Here is a 17,552-nt window from a genome sequence, read left to right as displayed (position 1 = left end):
ATGACACTGCCCCGCCCACCCGGGGCCGGGGGTGGAAATTTGCTGGACACTGGACGATGTGGAGAAGGGCGGCACGGGGTGGACGTGATGTTGCTGGCCGGGACGCGGCCGGAAGCCGTCAAGCTCGCGCCGCTGGCACTGGCGCTGGCCGCGCACCCGGTGCTGCGCCCGGTCGTCGTGCACAGCGGCCAGCACCCGGGCATGGTCGAGCAGGCCTTGGAGCCGTTCGGGCTGGCCGTGGACGTGTGGCTCGACGTGCCACCGCGGGTGACCGGCGGCCAGGCCGAGCTGGTCGCGGGCCTGTTGCCCGCACTCGACGAGGTGCTGCGCCGCCACACCCCGGCGGCACTGGTGGTCCAGGGCGACACGACGACGACGCTCGCCGGCGCGCTGGCGGCGTTCTGGCTGGGCATCCAGGTGGTCCACCTGGAGGCAGGACTGCGCACCCGCGACCTGGCGGCCCCGTTCCCGGAGGAGGGCGCCCGGCAGATGGTGTCCCGCATCGCGGCGCTGCACCTGGCCCCAACGCTCGGCGCGGCGGCGGCCCTGCGCTCGGAAGGCGTTGCGCGGCAGCAGATCGCGGTCACGGGCAACACGGTGGTCGACGCGGTCCTGGACATCGCGGCCCGCGACCTACCGGCCCGCGACACGGCGCTGGCATTGCTGGAGATGGGACTCGCCGAAGCCGGCGAGCGGCTGGTGCTGGTCACCTCCCACCGGCGAGAGTCCTGGGGCGAGCCCCTGGAGCGGACGCTGGCGGCGGTACAGCTGATCGTGGCCGAGCACCCGGACGTCCAGGTACTGTTCCCGGCGCACCCGAACCCCCAGGTCCGCGCCCAGGTGGAGGCGGCACTGGCCGGCCTCCCCCGGGTGACGGTGACGGACCCGCTGGAGTACCCGGACCTGGTCCGCGCGTTGCGCCTGGCATCGCTGGTGCTGACGGATTCGGGCGGCATCCAGGAGGAGGCCCCGACGTTCGGCACCCCAGTGGTGGTGCTGCGCGACGTGACCGAGCGCATGGAGGTCGTGGCGGCCGGCTGCGCATGGCTGGCGGGCACGGACACCGAGCGCATAGCGGACACGGCGGCAAGGTTGCTGAGCGGCGAACTGCGCCCGGCCCAGGTCGGGAACCCTTACGGCGAAGGCAATGCGGCAATCCTGGCGGTAGCAGCAATCGAGGAACTGCTGGGCGTACGGGCCCCAACCCCCACCCCGGCAACGGCATCCTGACGCGCGCACAGCAATCGCGGCAACCTCACCAACCGCAACACGGCGCCCACACCCCCGCAACCCCGATCCGAAGCCAAAACCCGGCCGTAGTCACGATCAGGCTTCGGGGTGGCGGAAAATCTACAACGACACCACATTCACCGGCAAAGCCGGGTTAGCACTGAACTCCAGCGGAGCAGTCGGACGCTTGGCAGCCACCACATGAGCACCCAAGGCTGCAATCATCGCACCATTATCAGTACACAGCCGCGGCCGAGGAACCCGCAGCTCAATACCCGCAACCGCACAGCGTTCGGCCGCGAGTTCCTTCAACCGAGAATTCGCGGCCACACCACCGGAAATCACCATCGTGCCGATCCCCTGCTCCTTCGCGGCACGAATCGCCTTCGCGGTCAGCACATCCGCAACGGCCTCCTGGAACGACGCCGCAACATCGTCCACCGGAATCTCCTCGCCACGCCGCGCAGCGCCCTCGACCCAACGAGCAACCGAAGTCTTCAACCCCGAGAAGGAAAAATCAAACGCAGCATCCCGCGGCCCCGTCATCCCCCGAGGGAACGCAATCGCCGCCGGGTTCCCCTTCTTGGCCGCGTTGTCGATCGGCGGACCACCCGGGTACGGCAGCCCGAGCACGCGCGCAACCTTGTCGTACGCCTCACCGGCCGCATCATCCACAGTGGACCCCAGCTCGGTGATCGACGACGCGATGTCGTCAACGCGCAGCAGCTGCGTGTGCCCACCGGAAACCAGCAACGCCAGGCACGGCGCCGGCAACGGCCCGTGCTGCAGCGTGTCGACAGCGATGTGCCCGGCCAGGTGGTTGACGCCGTACAAAGGCACGTCCAACGCCGTCGCATACGCCTTGGCCGCGGAGACACCGACGAGCAGCGCACCGGCCAGCCCCGGGCCGGCCGTCACCGCAATAGCGTCCACATCGGACAGCGAAAGACCAGCCGTGGCGAAGGCCCGCTGAGTCGTCGGGACCATCGCCTCCAGATGCGCACGACTGGCAACCTCAGGCACCACCCCGCCGAACCGGGCGTGCTGCTCGACACTGGAGGCGACCTCGTCGGCCAGCAGCTCGACCGTGCCGTCGTCGTGCAGCCGGACCAGCCCGACGCCGGTCTCGTCGCACGAGCTCTCGATACCCATGATGATGCGTGCCATCAGCCCGCCACCCCGTCTCGCGTCCGCGCCGGGCGGACCATCGTGTACGCGTCGGCGCCGGAGGGCTGGTAGTAGCGCTTCCGGATGCCGAGCCGTTCGAAGCCGTGGCGCTCGTACAGGGCGAGCGCGGTGGTGTTGTCCGTGCGGACCTCGAGGAAGACCGGCGCCTCGAACTCGTCGGCCCGCGTCAGCAGCGCCTGCAGCAGCGCCTTGCCGATGCCCTGGCCCTGGTGCTCGGGCGCGACGCCGATGGTGTGCACGGTCGCCTCGTACTCGCCGCGGCGGCGGCCGACGACGGCCAGCCCGGCGTAGCCGAGCAGCTCATCGCCCTCGTCCGGGCGGGCGGCGAGGTAGAAGTTGCCCGCGTCCAGTTCGGAGTGGAAGGCGCGGGCGCTCCACGGGTCGTCGCCGGGGAACAGGATCTTCTCGATCTCCACGCACCGGGCGATGTCCATGCGGCGCAGCGGCTCGAGTCTCACGAAGCGGTCACCCGTTTCGGCGCCGCGGGTTCGGCGGCGTCGGGGCGGCGCAGGTACAACGGCGTCAGCGGGGCCGGCGGCTCCGAAGTGAGCAAGGCGCTCCGAGCGACCTTCACCAGCCCGGCGGGCGACGGGAAGCGCGGCTCGACCGGCCGGACGTCGAGCACTTCGGCGTACAGCAGGGCGCCGTCCCCGGCCGCCACCTTGACGTCGGTCTCGAGGCCGGCGGGACGCTGGACGTGCGGGCCGTCGGTGCGCCGCCCGGCGGCGTCGTAGGCCGCCCAGTAGACCTCGCGACGACGGGCGTCGGTGAGCACGAGGAAAGCGTTGTCCCCCGGGGCGACGTCGGCGGCCAGTGCGTCGAGGCTGCAGACCGGGTACACCGGGATGCCGAGGGCGTGGCCGAGCGCGGCGGCGGTGGCCAGGCCGGCACGCAGGCCGGTGAACGGCCCGGGGCCGACGCCGGCGACGATCGCGTCGAGGTCCTTGAAGGTCACCCCGGCGGCCTCGGCGGCGGCCAGCGCGTGCGGCGTGATCAGCTCTCCGTGGGCGCGGGGGTCGACCGTGACGCGCTCACCGCGCGTCTCGACCAAGCCGCCGTCCAGCGCGACGACGCCCGCGGTCACCGCCGGGGTCGAGGTATCGATCGCCAGTACCAACACGGTGTCCCAGCCTACGACCAGCGTCTTCGGCTGGTTGCTGCAGGGGACGGATCAGCACGGTAACGTGCGGAAGGAGTCCGACACTGGGAGGTCCCCGCGGTGCCCGACCCCTTGTTTCCCACGCTCGTCGCCGGTGCCGCGAAGGAAGCCTTGCGCTTCGGCGACCACGTCCTGACCTACGACGAGCTGGCCGCCGTCGCCGGCGGTCTCGCCCGCGAGCTGCCACCCGGCCGGGTGGCGGTGTGGGCGACGCCGACCGTCCACACGAGTGTCGCGGTCGTCGCCGCGCTGCTCGCCGGGGTGCCGGCGGTGCCGCTCAACCCGAAGATCGGCGAGCGCGAGCTCGCCCACATCCTCGCCGACAGCGAACCCGCCCTCGTCCTGGCCGAGCCCGGCGCCGACCTGCCCGCCGGGCTCGCCGCCCTGCCGCACCGGGACATCTCCCTGAGCGGGGGGAAAGCGCTGGTCGCGGACGAGCCCGACCCGGAAAGCCCGGCGCTGATCGTCTACACCTCGGGCACCACCGGGCCGCCGAAGGGCGTCGTGCTCCCCCGCCGCGCGCTCGCGACCACACTGGACGCCCTGGAGGACGCCTGGGGCTGGACGGCCGACGACGTCCTGGTGCACGCGCTTCCCCTGTTCCACGTGCACGGCCTGATCCTCGGCATCCTCGGCCCGCTGCGCCGCGGCGGTTCGGTGCGCCACCTCGGCCGGTTCTCGACCGAAGGCGTCGCGCGGGAGCTGGCGGCCGGCGCGACGATGCTGTTCGGCGTCCCGACGATGTACCACCGGATCGCCGGCGAGGTCGGCTCCGACGCCGCGCTCGCCGACGCGCTCAAGCGGGCCCGGCTGCTGGTCTCCGGGTCGGCGGCGCTGCCGGTGTGCGACCACCAGCTGATCACCGCGGCGACCGGCCAGCAGGTCGTCGAGCGCTACGGCATGACCGAGACGCTGATGAACACCAGCGTCCGCGCGGACGGCGAGCACAAGCCCGGCACGGTCGGCGTCCCGCTGCGAGGTGTCGAACTGCGGCTGGTCGGCGACGCCGGCGAAGTGGTCGAAGACGTCGAGACGGTCGGCGAGATCCAGGTCCGCGGGCCGAACCTGTTCACCGAGTACCTCAACCGCCCGGACGCGACCGCGGCCGCGTTCGACGGCGGCTGGTTCCGCACCGGCGACATGGCCACCCGCGACACCGACGGGTACGTGAAGATCGTCGGCCGCAAGGCGACCGACCTGATCAAGAGCGGCGGCTACAAGATCGGCGCGGGTGAGATCGAGAACGCGCTGCTCGAGCACCCCGGCGTCGCCGAGGCGGCCGTCACCGGCGAGCCGGACGACGACCTCGGCGAGCGCATCGTCGCCTGGATCGTGCCGTCCGGCGAGCCACCGGCCGCCGACGAGCTCGCCGACCACGTCGCGAAACTGCTCGCACCGCACAAGCGCCCGCGGGTCGTCCGATACCTGGACGCGTTGCCGCGCAACGACATGGGCAAGGTCATGAAGCGGGCGCTCGGTGCCTAGGCTGCCGGCGCGGGAGATCCTCGGCGCGATCGGAAGCGGTTTCACGGAGTTCCCGACCCCGCTGCGCGAGGAGCCCGCCGACGGCCCGATCGGCTGGCCGGGCTACCGGGAAGCGCGTTCCGCCGCGGAAGAGCGCACGGGTGAGAAGGAATCGGTCCTCTGCGGGACGGCGAAGATCGGCGACGTCGAAGCCGTGCTGATCGCCTTCGAGTTCGGGTTCCTCGGCGGATCGCTCGGGCAGCGCACCGGCGACCGGATCGAAGCGGCGTTCGCGCACGCCCGCGACGTGCGGCTGCCGGTGGTGTCGCTGATCGCGACCGGCGGCAGCCGCATGCAGCAGGGCATGCGCGCGTTGATGCAGCTGCAGCGGGTGGCGCGGGCGTCGGCGTTGACGCGTTCGGTGGGCATCCCCCAGCTCTCGGTGCTGCGCGACCCGACGACCGGCGGCGGCTGGGCGACGCTCGGCGCGGGCGCCGACGTCATCCTCGCGCTGCCGGAAGCCCAGGTCGGGTTCGCGGGCTCGCGGGTGCGCCCGCCCGGCTCGCCCGAGGCGTACACCGCGGAGGCGCATTTCGGCTGGGGTCAGGTCGACGCCGTCGTGGCGCCGGAGGAACTCGGCACGGCGCTGGAACGGTGGCTGCGGCTGCTGACCGCGCATTCGTCGGCCGCGGCTCCGCCGCCTTCCGCGCTGCGAGCCGCTTCGGTGCCTGCCACGGGCTGGGAAGCGGTTCAGGCCGCGCGGTCACCATCGCGGGCCCGGGCGGCGGAGTACCTCGACAGTTACTTCGACTGGCGGCAGGACATCAGCGGCGACCGCGTCGGCGGCGCGGATCCCGGTGTCGCGTGCGGCTTCGGCTGGCGCGACGGGCGGACGGTCGCGTACGCGGCTCAGTGCGGCACGCCGACGTTGCCGTCGGGGTTCCGGACGGCGGCCCGGCTGGTGCGGCTGGCTTCCCGCCTGGGCATCCCGGTGCTGACGCTGGTCGACACCCCGGGCGCGGCGAACGACGCGGCGGCGGAGCAGGCGGGCGCGGGCGGCGCGATCGCGGAGATGTTCGAGGCGGTGGCGACGGCCTCGGTCCCGGTGACGACGCTGGTGATCGGCGAAGGCGGCTCGGGCGGTGCACTGGCGTTCGCCGCGGCGGGTTCGACCTGGGTGGCCCCGGACGCGTACTTCTCGGTGACGTCCCCGGAAGCCGCGGCGGCGATCCTCAAGCGTCCGGCCGAGGAGGTGCCGGACATCGCCAACCGGCTGCACCTGCGACCGCAGGACCTCGTGGACCTGGGCGTCGCGCGGGCGGTGGTGAGTCCGGCTCGATGATCGACGTCCGGTGAGCAGGGTGCAGTCGACGAGGATTGTGCCGCCGGCGGGTCCATCCGTGGTTGGATCTTGCGATGGGGTATCAATTCAACAGGCGAGCGGCGTTCGGTTTGGGGACCGCCGTCGCCGCCGGAAGCATTCTGGCCGGCTCTCCCGCGTACGCGCAGGAAGCAGACATCGAGGCCAGCCCGGCCACACCGGACCGGGCCAGGCAGAAGGTGAAGCGCGTCTACGACACCGCGGCCGCTGAGGCAGGCGGCATCTGGAACTCCTACATCAGCGTGGCCGACCAGGTGGCCGTCGACGTGGCGCCCGACGAGATCGTCGAGGCGTACAGCGTCAACAAGGTGGCCGTCGCGGTCACCTTGATGGACAAGATCGACCGTGGCCTGCTCACCCTGGACCAGCAGGTCCAGGTGCCGGCGAGCATCGTCGTGCCGGGTGGCGACGGCATCATCATCCTGGACAAGGCGTACCCGAGCGCGTTCACGCTGGGCCACGTCCTGTCGCTGTTCCTCACGGTTTCGGACGACACGTGCGTCCGGCTGGTGGGGCTCGTGGTTCCGGCGGCCGAGATCAACCAGATCCTGGTGGCCAAGGGCTTCCCCAAGACCCAGGTCACGCCGGTGGCCAACCCGAACCGCTACTTCCTCGGCCAAACCACTCCGCGCGAGACCCACGACCTGCTGAAGGCGCTGGTCGCGGGCACCTTGCTGAGCCCGGCGTCGACGGATTACCTGCTGTCCCTCCTGCGGTCGCAGGTGGCGTTCACCGACGGTATCCGCCGGGAGATGTCGTCGGTCGATCGGTCGAGGATCGCCACGAAGGCGGGCTGGCTGAACGACGGCCGCAACGAGGCGGGAATCATGTTCGACGCCGCGGGCAAGCCGGTGTTGATCTACTCGATGTTCGCGCACGGCCAGGCGAACCCCGAGGACTTCGGGGCCACGCACCCCGTCCGGCAGGCCAGCGCGAAGATGGGGCCGAAGTTCCTGTGCGCGGTCGACAAGATCGCGGGCGCCGGCGCCAGGACCTTCCGGGCACCGGCCTACCAGCAGTACAACGGCGGCTGAGCGCAGCTGCGGAGGGCTCAACCGCAGTGAATGACTCATTCCTTGCGTCCGACGCCAGGAATGAGTCATTCACTGCGGGAGGTCACGCCTGTGCCAGCTCCGGAGTGCGGTCGGCCCAGGTGCCGTGCGGTTCGAGGGTGATCTCGCGGACGTCGTCCTCGCGGCGGTCCAGGCGGACCACCAGGTAATCCTCCGACAGCCGCTCCGCCGACCCCTCACCCCACTCGACCACGATCGCCGAACGCTCGAGGTCCGTGTCCAGGTCCAGGTCGTCCAGCTGGGACAGGTCGCCGCCCAGGCGGTACGCGTCCACGTGCACCAGGGGGACACCCGCCGAGCCCGCCGGGTGGACGCGGGCCAGCACGAACGTCGGGGAACTCACCCGGCCGCCGACACCGAGGCCGTCCGCGATGCCGCGGGTCAGCGTCGTCTTGCCCGCGCCGAGCGGACCCGCGAGCAGCACCAGGTCACCCGCGCGCAGGGAACGGCCGAGGGACCGCCCGAACTCCATCGTGTCTTCGGGGGTCGGGAACACGAAACTCAACGCTGCCACCACCAGGTTCGCCGGGACGAGGATTCGCCGTCCACACCGGAACAGCGTTGCAGGAGATCGATCAGATGGCTGTTCACCAGCTCGGGCTGCTCGAGCTGGACCATGTGCCCGGCGCCGCGGACGCGCACCAGCTCGGCGTCGGGCAGCTCGGCCGCGATCCGCTCGGCGTGCGCGAACGGCGTGAACCGGTCCGAATCGCCGCCGATGACCAGCACTTGCGCGTGCTTCAGGCCGGCCAGCGCGGCGTAGCGGTTGTGGCTGCCGAGCGTGTCGATGAAGTTGACGAGCCCGCGCACCGGCGTCACTTCCAGCATCTCGAGCATGAAGTCGACGAGCCGCGGGGCGACGTCGCGGCTCCCGAACGCCAGCCGGCGCACGGCCTGGCGCGTCAGCTGGCCGCCCGCCGCGCGGACGAACTCCACCAGCCCCGGCTGCCAGCCGGCGAGCCCGCCGGCGGCGCGCGTCAGCGGGTTGTACTTCGAGAGCAGCGAACGCGGCAACCCGCGTGCGCCGACTTCGCCCGCCGCCGTCGCGATGAAGGCAACACCTTCCACCCGCTCTTCGAACAGCTCAGGGAACTCGGCGGCCAGCTCCATGATCACCATGCCGCCCATCGAATGCCCCATCAGCACGATGGGCCCCTCCGGCACCACGGAACGCAGCACGCAGTCCAGGTCCCGGGCCAGCTGTTCGATGGTCGACGTCTCGGTCGAAGCCGCGCCGGACAGGCCGTGGCTGCGGTGGTCGTAGTACACCTGACGCACGCGAGGCAGCCGAAGCGAGGCGAGGTCACGACGCTGGAAATGCCAGCAGCGCCGCGAAAGCGCGAAGCCGTGGACCCCCACGACGGTCAGTTCCGGTTCACCGCCGTCTTCCGGGTCGATCTCCTCGACCGAAAGCGGCGTGCCGTCCTCGGCCGCGACCGTCGAAGTGCGGTCCGGCTTCAGCTCCCCCAACGGCTCGTCCACGTACGGATCCTCACTGTGCCGCCGCTGCTGCGCGGCGACCGCGATGGCGGCGGCGGTACCGGTGGCCAGGGCCCCGACCCCGCCGGCGATGGCCAGCAATCGTCGTGAAGGTGTCACGGGCGTTCCCCCAGATACCGGCGCCGCACCCGCGGCCGGTACATCGAGGTCACGATCTCGTAGTCGATGGTGCCCAGCTTGTCGGCCCATTCCCGGGCCGTCGGCTCACCGTGCGCGCCGGCGCCGAAGAGGACGACCTCGTCGCCGACGGAAGGCTCGTAGTCACCGCAGTCGACCACCAGCTGGTCCATGCAGACGCGCCCGGCGACCGGCCGCCGCTGCCCGCCGAGGAGTACGTCCATGCGGCCGGACAGCGACCGCGGGACGCCGTCGGCGTACCCGGCCGGGACGAGCGCCAGATTCGTCTCCCGCGAAGCAGTCCAGGTGTGCCCGTAGGACACCGATTCCCCGGCCTCGATCCGCTTGACCAGTGCGACGGCTGACCGGAACGTCATGGCCGGGCGCAGGTCTTCCGGCTGTGGCACCGGGTTCAGCCCGTACATCGCGATGCCGGGCCGGACGATGTCGAAGTGCAGGTCCGGGCGGGTGAGCAGGGCCGCGGAGTTCGCCAGGTGCCGCATCGGGTCGAGCCCGGCGGCGCGGGCGGTGTCGTAGGCCTCGGCGAAGCGCTTGGCCTGCAGGTCGATCGAGGGGTGTTCCGGCTCGTCGGCGCAGGCGAGGTGGGACCAGATCGCGACGACTTCGACCCGCGGTTCGGCGGCCGCCGCTTCGACCAGTTCGGCCCACGCGGCGGGCGGGCAGCCGTTGCGCGAGAGCCCGGTGTCGATTTTGAGGTGCACACGAGCCGGAGTACCCGGTTTCGCCGCGGCCGAGATGCGGCGAAGCTCACCCAGCGAGCTGGCGGCGAGGTCGATGTCGTTTTCGACGCCCGGCGCGAAGTCGACGTCCGGGGTGTCCAGCCAGCTGAACAGGCGGGCCGTGATCCCGGCTTCGCGCAGGGCGAGGGCCTCGCCGAGCGAGCAGGTGCCCAGCCAGGTGGCCCCGGCCTCGACCGCGGCGCGCGCCACCGGCAGCGCGCCGTGGCCGTAGGCGTCGGCTTTGACCACCGCCATCACCTCGGAGCCGGGCGCGCGGGCGCCCAGCAGGGTGAGGTTGTGGCGGATCGCGTCGAGGTCGATGTCGACCCGGGCCCGCGGGAAACTGGGAGTCATGACGCCTCCCAGTTTCCCATGACCCGAGGTCAGGGCAGGCGCAACCCGGACGTGGCCGAGAACACGTGCAGCTCGTCGGGGCGGATCCGCAGGTGCAGGGTGTCGCCCATGGCCGGCGGCGTGCGCGGGTCGACCCGGGCGACGACGTTGGACTTGTTGTCGGCCGCGTCGGTCTCGGCGAGCTTGCCGTAGACGTAGGCGTCCGAGCCGAGCTCCTCGACCAGGTCCACCTTGATCGGCAGGGTGCCGTCACCGGTGGCGACCTCGAGGGCCTCCGGCCGGAAGCCGAGGGTCACGGTGTCCCCGTCGGCCGCGGCGATGGTCTCGCGGGTCAGCGGCACCCGCGCGCCACCGACCTCGGCGCCGTCCGCCGTCAGCTTCGCGGTGACGAGGTTCATCGCCGGGGAACCGATGAAGCCCGCGACGAAAGCGTTTGCGGGCCGGTCGTACAGGGCGCGCGGGGTGTCGCACTGCTGCAGCAGGCCGTCCGACAGCACAGCGACGCGGTCACCCATCGTCATAGCTTCGACCTGGTCGTGCGTGACGTACACCGTCGTGACGCCGAGGCGGCGCTGGAGTGCGGCGATCTGCGTACGCGTCGACACACGCAGCTTGGCGTCGAGGTTCGACAGCGGCTCGTCCATGAGGAAGACCTGCGGCTCGCGGACGATCGCGCGGCCCATCGCGACGCGCTGGCGCTGACCACCGGAGAGCGCCTTCGGCTTGCGGTCGAGGTAGTCCACGATGTCCAGCAGCTTCGCGGCCTCGAGGACCTTCTGCTTGATCTCGGACGCGGGGCGGCCGGCGATCTTCAGCGCGAAGCCCATGTTCTGCGCGACCGTCATGTGCGGGTACAGCGCGTAGTTCTGGAACACCATCGCGATGTCGCGCGAGCGCGGCGGCAGCTGGGTGACGTCGCGGTCGCCGATCCAGACGGCGCCGTCGTCGATGTCCTCGAGGCCGGCCAGCATGCGCAGGCTGGTCGACTTGCCGCAGCCGGACGGGCCGACCAGCACGAGGAACTCGCCGTCGGCGATCTCCAGGTCCAGCGCGTCGACCGCGGGGCGCTCCGAGCCGGCGTAGCGCCGGGTCGCCTTGTCGTAGGTGATGGAAGCCATCGGTCAGTCCTCTCCGAGATTCCGCCGGACCCCGTAAGCCGCTTCGCGGGCTTCGAGGTGGCGCTGCTGGATCCGGTGGCCCTCGGCGCGCTGCGCCTCGGTCGGCTCGTCCAGCTCGAGCCGGAGCTTCTGGTTCTCCTGCCAGGACGGGGGTTCCGCACTGGAGGCCTGCGCCTGCGAAGACAGGGCCCACGCCGCCTGCCGCGCCGCGCCGAGCGCGACGTACTCGGCGACTTCGGGCAGCTGCACGGGCACGCCGAACACCAGCGGCGCGACCGCCCGGACGGCCCGCGACTGCGCGCCCCCGCCGATCAGCAGCACGCGCTGGACGTCGAGGCCGTGCGCGCGCACCGCGTCGAGACCGGCGGCCAGGCCGCAGAGCATGCCTTCGACGGCGCTGCGCGCGAGGTTCGCCGGGGTCATGTTGTCCCTGGTCAGCCCGGACAGCGAGCCGGTGGCGCCGGGCAGGTTCGGGGTGCGCTCGCCGTCCAGGTACGGCAGGAAGGTCAAGCCGCCGGCCCCCGGCTCGGCGGTCAGGGCGAGGCGGTCGAACTCGCTGAGCGTCGCGCCGAGCATCGCGGCCGTCGCGGTGAGGACGCGGGCGGCGTTGAGGGTGCAGGCGAGCGGGAGGAAACGGCCGGTGGCGTCGGCGAACCCGGCGACCTCGCCGCTTACGTCGGCCGCGCCGGTCTCGGCGACGCCGAACACGGTGCCGCTGGTGCCGAGCGAGACGACGGCGTCGCCGGGCTGGAGTTCCAGCCCCAGCGCGGCGGCCATGTTGTCCCCGGTGCCGGCCGAGACGAGCACGCCGTCCGGGGTGTGGCCGGCGGCGTCGGCCGGGCCGAGCACGGTCGGCAGCTCCGGCGTCCGGCCGCCGAAAGCGTGGCTGAGGACGTCGAGGCGGTAGGCGTTGTCCGACGGCGAGAAGTAGCCGGTGCCGGAGGCGTCGCCGCGGTCGGTGACCGGGTCGCCGCCGGTGAGCTTCCAGGTCAGCCAGTCGTGCGGGAGCAGCACGCGCGCCACGCGGTCGGCGAGCTCCGGCTCGTTCTCGGCCAGCCAGCGCAGCTTCGTGACGGTGAAGCTGGCGACCGGCACCGAGCCGACGGACTTCGCCCAGGCCGACGGCCCGCCGAGCTCCTCGATGAGGTCGAGGGCCGCCTGCGCGGAGCGGGTGTCGTTCCAGAGCAGCGCCGGCCGGACCACGTCGTCGTTTTCGTCCAGCGTGACCATGCCGTGCTGCTGCCCGCCGACGCCGATGGCCGTGACGCCGTCGAGCAGGCCGTTCGTGGCTTCCTTGAAGGCGTCCCACCAGGCGGCGGGAGCGACCTCGGTGCCGTCGGGGTGCGACGCGCGGCCGGTCCGGACGATTTCGCCGGTGGCGGCGTCGCACACGACGACCTTGGTCGACTGGGTGGACGAGTCGATGCCGGCGACCAGTTCAGCTGTCATAGGGCTGCCCCTCTGCGACGTGTTCGACGATCTCGATCGCGGTGCCCGCGTTCAACGCGGCCTCGATCTCCTCGGTGGGTGTGGCCTGGCCCGTGATCAGCAGGTCGTAGTCGCCGACGTCGCCGTGCGCGTAGGTGGCGGTGCGGCCGAACTTCGAGTGGTCGACGACGAGGACGGTGTGGTTCGCGACCTTCAGCGCGGCCTTCTTGAGTTCGGCGTAGTCGCGATCGGGGTGGAACAGGCGCCCGACGGCGACGGCGGTGACCGACACGAACGAGACGTCGGCGCGGATGCTGTCGAGCAGGTTGAGCACCTCTGGCCCGGCGCAGGAGTCGTACTCGTGGCTGTACCGGCCGCCGGCGAGGACGACCTCGACCTGGGGCCCCAGCAGCCGGGCGGCGTGCAGCGAGTTGGTGACGACGGTGAGGGCGTCGATCTCGGCGAGCCGCTTGACCAGCGGGAGGAGGGTGGTGGAGTCGTCGACGAAGACGGTCTGGCCGGGCTGCACGTGGTTCGCGGCGGCCTGGCCGAGGGCTTCCTTTTCGCCGTGGTGGAGCGTGTCGCGGAAGCGGGCGGCGCTCTCGATGGTGAGCGCCGGGTAGGCCTCGACCTTGCCGCGCAGCTTGCGCAGGAGCCGGCGTTCGGCCAGGTCGTCGAGGTCGCGGTGCATGGTCATCAGGCTGACCTTGAACTTCGACGTCAGGTCGTCGATCCGGGCCTCGCCCTCCTCGATGACGTGATCGAGGATGTCCTGCCGCCGCTGCTCGACGACGGCATCGGACGGCCGGGTCTTCCGGTCTCCGGATGCTGCTGTGCCGCCGCTCACACGGACTTCTTACCAGATTTATCGCGCGAAGTTAACAGAGAACTCGATATCTCTTCGCACGTCGGTCGCCGGGCCGTCGTCTCCAACCGGACGACACGCGTACCCGAGCGGACGACACGCGTACCCAGCCGGACGACACGACCGCCGGACCGGCCGGGCAGCGTGTCGTCCGTACAGGTACGCGTGTCGTCCGTACAGGTACGCGTGTCGTCAGGTCAGGACGTTAGCGAGCGGATCGACCGGATGGCCTCCGGGATCGCGTGGACCAGGCCCGACGCCGAGGTCGGGGCGTTCTGGGCCGCGATCGCGCCCGCGAGCGAGTGGACGTGGGCGGCGGCCGCCGCGGCCAGCCAGGGGTCCAGGCCCGCCGCCAGGAGGGCGCCGACCAGGCCGGACAGGACGTCACCCGAGCCCGCCGTCGCCAGCCAGGCGCCGCGGGGGGTGTTCACCGCGACCCGGCCGTCCGGGGCCGCGATCACCGTGCAATGCCCCTTCAACAGCACCACCGCGTCGTACTTCTTCGCCGCTTCGCGCGCCGCCGTCACCCGGTCCGCTCCCGGCGCGCGGCCCATCAGGCGCTCGTACTCGCCCGCGTGCGGGGTCAGGACCAGCGGCGTGTCCGGGTCGCGCGCGTCGAGGACCTCCGGGGACTTCGCGATGATCGTCGTCGCGTCGGCGTCGGCGCAGACCGGGACGCCCTGACCCAGGACGTACCGCAGCACGTCGCGCCCGTCGGAGCCGGTGCCGATGCCCGGCCCGACCACCCACGCCTGGACGCGGCCCGCGTCGGCCACCGTGCCGGTGGCAATGACCTCCGGCCACTGCGCGCGGACGGTGTCCGCCGCGTGGCCCGCGTAGCGCACCAGGCCCGAGGTCGCGCGAACCGCCGAGCCTGCGGCCAGCACCGCCGCCCCGGGGTAGGTCGCCGAGCCCGCCGCGACGCCCACCACGCCCTGGCTGTACTTGTCGTCCTCCGGGCCCGGCACCGGCCAGGCCGCGGCGACGTCCACGATGTCGAGGCGCCGCAGCGACGGGTCGGTCAGCTCGAGACCGATGTCGACCAGCACGACCTCGCCGCACCAGGCCGGCGCCAGCACGTGCACCGGCTTGAGGGCGCCGAACGTCACCGTGCGGGCCGCCCGCACCGCCGGGCCGTCGACCGCGCCGGTGTCCGGGTCGACGCCGCTGGGCAGGTCGACCGCGACGATCGGGGCCTCGGCCAGCTCGACGAGCCGGGCCGCTTCGGGCCGCAGCGGGCCGCGGCCGGAGATGCCGACGATCCCGTCGACGACGACGTCCGCCTTCGCGATCCACTGTGGACCGTCCGCGGCGGACACCACCCGCCCGCCGGCGCGCTTCAGCGCTGCGAGTCCCTTTGCGTGCGCCTTCTCGGGCTTGAGCAGGATCGCCGTGACGGCCACCCCGCGGCGGCGCAGGAACGCCCCGGCCCACAGGGCATCACCGCCGTTGTCGCCCGAGCCGACCAGCAGGACGACCCGGCGGCCGGACACGCCGCCGGTGTGGTCGTCGAGGAAGTCCGCGAGCTGCACCGACAAGCCGAACGACGCCCGCCGCATCAGCTCGCCCTCGGGCGTGACGGCGAACGCCCGAGCCTCCGCTTCGCGAATCCGTTCCGTGGTCCAGATTCCCTGCACGGCGACGGCCTCCCTCTTACGCGGTGTTACTCCACGGTGACGGACTTCGCCAGGTTACGCGGCTTGTCGACGTCGTACCCGCGGGCGCGGGCGATCTCCGCGGCCAGCACCTGCAGCGGCACGGTGGACACCAGCGGCTGCAGCAGCGTCGGCACCGCCGGGACCTCGATGAGCTCGTCGGCGAACGGCCGGACCGTCTCGTCGCCCTCTTCGGCGATGACGATGGTGCGGGCGCCGCGCGCCTGGATCTCGCTGATGTTCGACACGAGCTTCGAGTGCAGCACCGCGCGGCCCTTGGGCGAGGGCATCACGACGACGACCGGCAGGCCGTCTTCGATCAGCGCGATCGGGCCGTGCTTGAGCTCGCCGGCGGCGAAGCCTTCGGCGTGCATGTACGCGAGCTCCTTGAGCTTCAGCGCGCCTTCCAGAGCGACCGGGAAGCCGACGTGCCTGCCGAGGAACAGGATCGCCTTCGAGTCGGCGATCCGGCGGCCGAGATCGCGCACCTGCTCCACAGTGGACAGTACCTTCTGGACGGCCGCGGGCATGGCCTCCAGCTCGGCGTACTCGCGCGCGACCTCGTCCGGGTACTTCGTGCCGCGGGCCTGCGCCAGCGCCAGGCCGACCAGGTAGTTGGCCGCGATCTGGGCGAGGAACGCCTTGGTCGAGGCAACGCCGATCTCAGGCCCGGCGTGCGTGTAGAGGACAGCGTCGGACTCGCGCGGGATCTGCGCGCCGTTGGTGTTGCAGACGGCCAGGACGCGTGCCTTCTGCTCGCGCGCGTGCCGGACGGCTTCGAGCGTGTCCGCCGTCTCGCCGGACTGGGACACGGCGACGACCAGCGTGTCGCGGTCCAGCACCGGGTCGCGGTAGCGGAATTCCGAGGCCAGCTCGACCTCGACCGGCAGCCGCGTCCAGTGCTCGATGGCGTACTTGGCGACCAGGCCGGAGTGGTAGGCCGAGCCGCAGGCGACGACGAAGACCTTGTCGACGTCACGCAGGTCCTGGTCCGAGATGCGCTGCTCGTCGAGGATGATCCGGCCGGACTCGAAGTGCCCGCGCAGCGTGTTGGCCAGCGCCTCGGGCTGCTCCTCGATCTCCTTGAGCATGAAGTACTCGTGGCCGCCCTTCTCGGCGGCGGAGAGGTCCCAGTCGACGGTGAACGGCTTGGCCTGGGCGGCGTCGCCGTGGAAGTCCAGGACTTCGTAGCCCTCGCGGGTGATGACGACGAGCTGGTCCTGGCCGAGCTCGACGGCCTCGCGGGTGTGCTCGATGAAGGCGGCGACGTCGGAGGCGACGAAGTGCTCCCCCTCGCCGACCCCGACGACCAGCGGCGAAGACCGGCGGGCGGCCACGATCGTGTCCGGGTGGTCGGCGTGCGTCACGACCAGGGTGAACGCGCCTTCGAGGCGGCGGCAGACGGCGGCGACGCTGGCGGTGAGGTCGCCCTTGGTGTCGCCTTCGGTGTACGCGCGGGCCACCAGGTGGGCGGCGGTCTCGGTGTCGGTGTCGCTGGCCATCTCGACGCCGTCGGCTTCGAGCTCGGTGCGGAGGGCGGCGAAGTTTTCGATGATGCCGTTGTGCACGACGGCAACGCGCTGCGAGGCGTCGCGGTGCGGGTGCGAGTTGCGGTCGACGGGCGCGCCGTGGGTGGCCCAGCGGGTGTGCCCCATGCCGGCGGTGCCGCCGAAGTGCTCGCGGCCGACCTCGTCGAGCCGGCCTTCCAGGTTGGCCAGCCGGCCCGCCTTGCGCTCGACGGTCAGCGCACCGGCGCCGTCGAGGACCGCGACACCGGCGGAGTCGTAACCGCGGTACTCCATGCGCCGGAGCCCGCCGAGGACGACGTCCAGAGCCGGGCGGTGCCCGACATATCCCACGATTCCACACACGCTCATCAGCCTAACGAGGCACATTCAGCGAGCTGACCGGGTCCGTGAACGGGCTCCGACCTGCGGGGACGCGGCCGCGGTGGTTCGAACCACTGCGGTGCACCCAGGCGGGCGGCTCGCGTGCCCGAATGCTCCGCTCGCGCACCGGACGGCCGGCCCGCGTACCTGGGGAGTCGGCTTGGGCGACCGAAACTGTCGGCGGCTGCCGGTAAAGTGGAAAACGGGGGGCGCCCCCGCGGGTGGACGGCCGGGCACTCGCTGACCCACCACCCCGAAGCTGGATTGTGACTACGGACGGTGGTGGCGGGGGAAGGGGGGCAAGCGGGGGGGGTCCCCGCCCCCACCGCCGGGGGGCGCGGTCGGGGCGGGGTTGGGGGGGGGGGGGGGGGGGGGGGGCGGGCAGTGCCGC

The 17,552-nt window shown here is 72.1% G+C and carries 15 protein-coding genes; 4 read left to right on the top strand and 11 right to left on the bottom strand.

The window, feature by feature from the left end; translation table 11 throughout:
• Window positions 1–78: 78 nt before the first annotated feature.
• Complete coding sequence (wecB, locus tag ISP_RS03840; RefSeq protein ID WP_013222665.1) at window positions 79–1,230, top strand: non-hydrolyzing UDP-N-acetylglucosamine 2-epimerase; 1,152 nt, start codon at window positions 79–81, stop codon at window positions 1,228–1,230.
• Window positions 1,231–1,350: 120 nt separating this feature from the next.
• On the opposite strand, the gene tsaD is transcribed toward wecB, so the two are convergent.
• Genes tsaD through tsaB form a run of 3 tightly spaced genes read right to left on the bottom strand, consistent with a single transcriptional unit; the run spans window position 1,351 to window position 3,538 of the window.
• Window positions 1,351–2,397 carry a tRNA (adenosine(37)-N6)-threonylcarbamoyltransferase complex transferase subunit TsaD gene (tsaD, locus tag ISP_RS03835; RefSeq protein ID WP_013222664.1) on the bottom strand — a complete coding sequence of 349 codons (1,047 nt, stop codon included), beginning with the start codon at window positions 2,395–2,397 and terminating at the stop codon, window positions 1,351–1,353.
• Entirely contained in the window at window positions 2,397–2,876 is a 480-nt protein-coding gene (gene rimI, locus ISP_RS03830) for a ribosomal protein S18-alanine N-acetyltransferase (protein ID WP_013222663.1), read from the bottom strand. The genes tsaD and rimI overlap by 1 nt, the downstream gene beginning before the upstream one ends.
• Window positions 2,873–3,538, bottom strand: coding sequence for a tRNA (adenosine(37)-N6)-threonylcarbamoyltransferase complex dimerization subunit type 1 TsaB (tsaB, locus tag ISP_RS03825; protein ID WP_013222662.1), 666 nt, complete (start codon window positions 3,536–3,538; stop codon window positions 2,873–2,875). The genes rimI and tsaB overlap by 4 nt, the downstream gene beginning before the upstream one ends.
• A gap of 99 nt (window positions 3,539–3,637) precedes the next feature.
• On the opposite strand from tsaB, the gene ISP_RS03820 reads away from it, so the two are divergent.
• From ISP_RS03820 to ISP_RS03810, 3 genes are all read left to right on the top strand, one after another.
• Entirely contained in the window at window positions 3,638–5,062 is a 1,425-nt protein-coding gene (locus ISP_RS03820) for an acyl-CoA synthetase (RefSeq protein ID WP_013222661.1), read from the top strand.
• Window positions 5,055–6,383, top strand: a complete 1,329-nt coding sequence (locus ISP_RS03815; RefSeq protein WP_013222660.1) for a carboxyl transferase domain-containing protein — start codon at window positions 5,055–5,057, stop codon at window positions 6,381–6,383. The genes ISP_RS03820 and ISP_RS03815 overlap by 8 nt, the downstream gene beginning before the upstream one ends.
• 110 nt (window positions 6,384–6,493) lie before the next feature.
• Window positions 6,494–7,456, top strand: coding sequence for a serine hydrolase (locus ISP_RS03810; RefSeq protein WP_013222659.1), 963 nt, complete (start codon window positions 6,494–6,496; stop codon window positions 7,454–7,456).
• Window positions 7,457–7,538: 82 nt separating this feature from the next.
• On the opposite strand, the gene tsaE is transcribed toward ISP_RS03810, so the two are convergent.
• The 8 genes from tsaE to glmS form a co-directional block, all read right to left on the bottom strand.
• On the bottom strand, window positions 7,539–8,000 hold the full coding sequence (gene tsaE / locus ISP_RS03805; RefSeq protein ID WP_014466589.1) for a tRNA (adenosine(37)-N6)-threonylcarbamoyltransferase complex ATPase subunit type 1 TsaE: 462 nt from the start codon (window positions 7,998–8,000) through the stop codon (window positions 7,539–7,541).
• Complete coding sequence (locus ISP_RS03800) at window positions 7,997–9,094, bottom strand: alpha/beta fold hydrolase (RefSeq protein ID WP_034285971.1); 1,098 nt, start codon at window positions 9,092–9,094, stop codon at window positions 7,997–7,999. Before ISP_RS03800 ends, tsaE begins: the two co-directional genes overlap by 4 nt.
• Window positions 9,091–10,206, bottom strand: a complete 1,116-nt coding sequence (alr, locus tag ISP_RS03795) for an alanine racemase (protein ID WP_013222656.1) — start codon at window positions 10,204–10,206, stop codon at window positions 9,091–9,093. The genes ISP_RS03800 and alr overlap by 4 nt, the downstream gene beginning before the upstream one ends.
• A 29-nt stretch (window positions 10,207–10,235) precedes the next feature.
• Complete coding sequence (locus ISP_RS03790) at window positions 10,236–11,324, bottom strand: ABC transporter ATP-binding protein (RefSeq protein ID WP_013222655.1); 1,089 nt, start codon at window positions 11,322–11,324, stop codon at window positions 10,236–10,238.
• A gap of 3 nt (window positions 11,325–11,327) precedes the next feature.
• Entirely contained in the window at window positions 11,328–12,773 is a 1,446-nt protein-coding gene (gene xylB, locus ISP_RS03785; RefSeq protein WP_013222654.1) for a xylulokinase, read from the bottom strand.
• Window positions 12,763–13,599: a DeoR/GlpR family DNA-binding transcription regulator gene (locus ISP_RS03780; protein ID WP_013222653.1), complete on the bottom strand. Its 837-nt coding sequence runs from the start codon at window positions 13,597–13,599 to the stop codon at window positions 12,763–12,765. Before ISP_RS03780 ends, xylB begins: the two co-directional genes overlap by 11 nt.
• 215 nt (window positions 13,600–13,814) lie before the next feature.
• Window positions 13,815–15,254 (bottom strand): bifunctional ADP-dependent NAD(P)H-hydrate dehydratase/NAD(P)H-hydrate epimerase, encoded by a 1,440-nt coding sequence (locus tag ISP_RS03775; protein WP_013222652.1) that lies wholly within the window; start codon window positions 15,252–15,254, stop codon window positions 13,815–13,817.
• Between the two features lie 26 nt (window positions 15,255–15,280).
• Entirely contained in the window at window positions 15,281–17,143 is a 1,863-nt protein-coding gene (gene glmS, locus ISP_RS03770; protein ID WP_014466588.1) for a glutamine--fructose-6-phosphate transaminase (isomerizing), read from the bottom strand.
• Between the last annotated feature and the right edge of the window lie 409 nt (window positions 17,144–17,552).

The sequence above is a fragment of the Amycolatopsis mediterranei genome (genome assembly GCF_026017845.1).
Lineage (GTDB): Bacteria > Actinomycetota > Actinomycetes > Mycobacteriales > Pseudonocardiaceae > Amycolatopsis > Amycolatopsis mediterranei.
The sequence above is the reverse complement of the archived record's forward strand: the minus strand, read 5'-3'. Positions and strand labels throughout refer to the sequence as shown.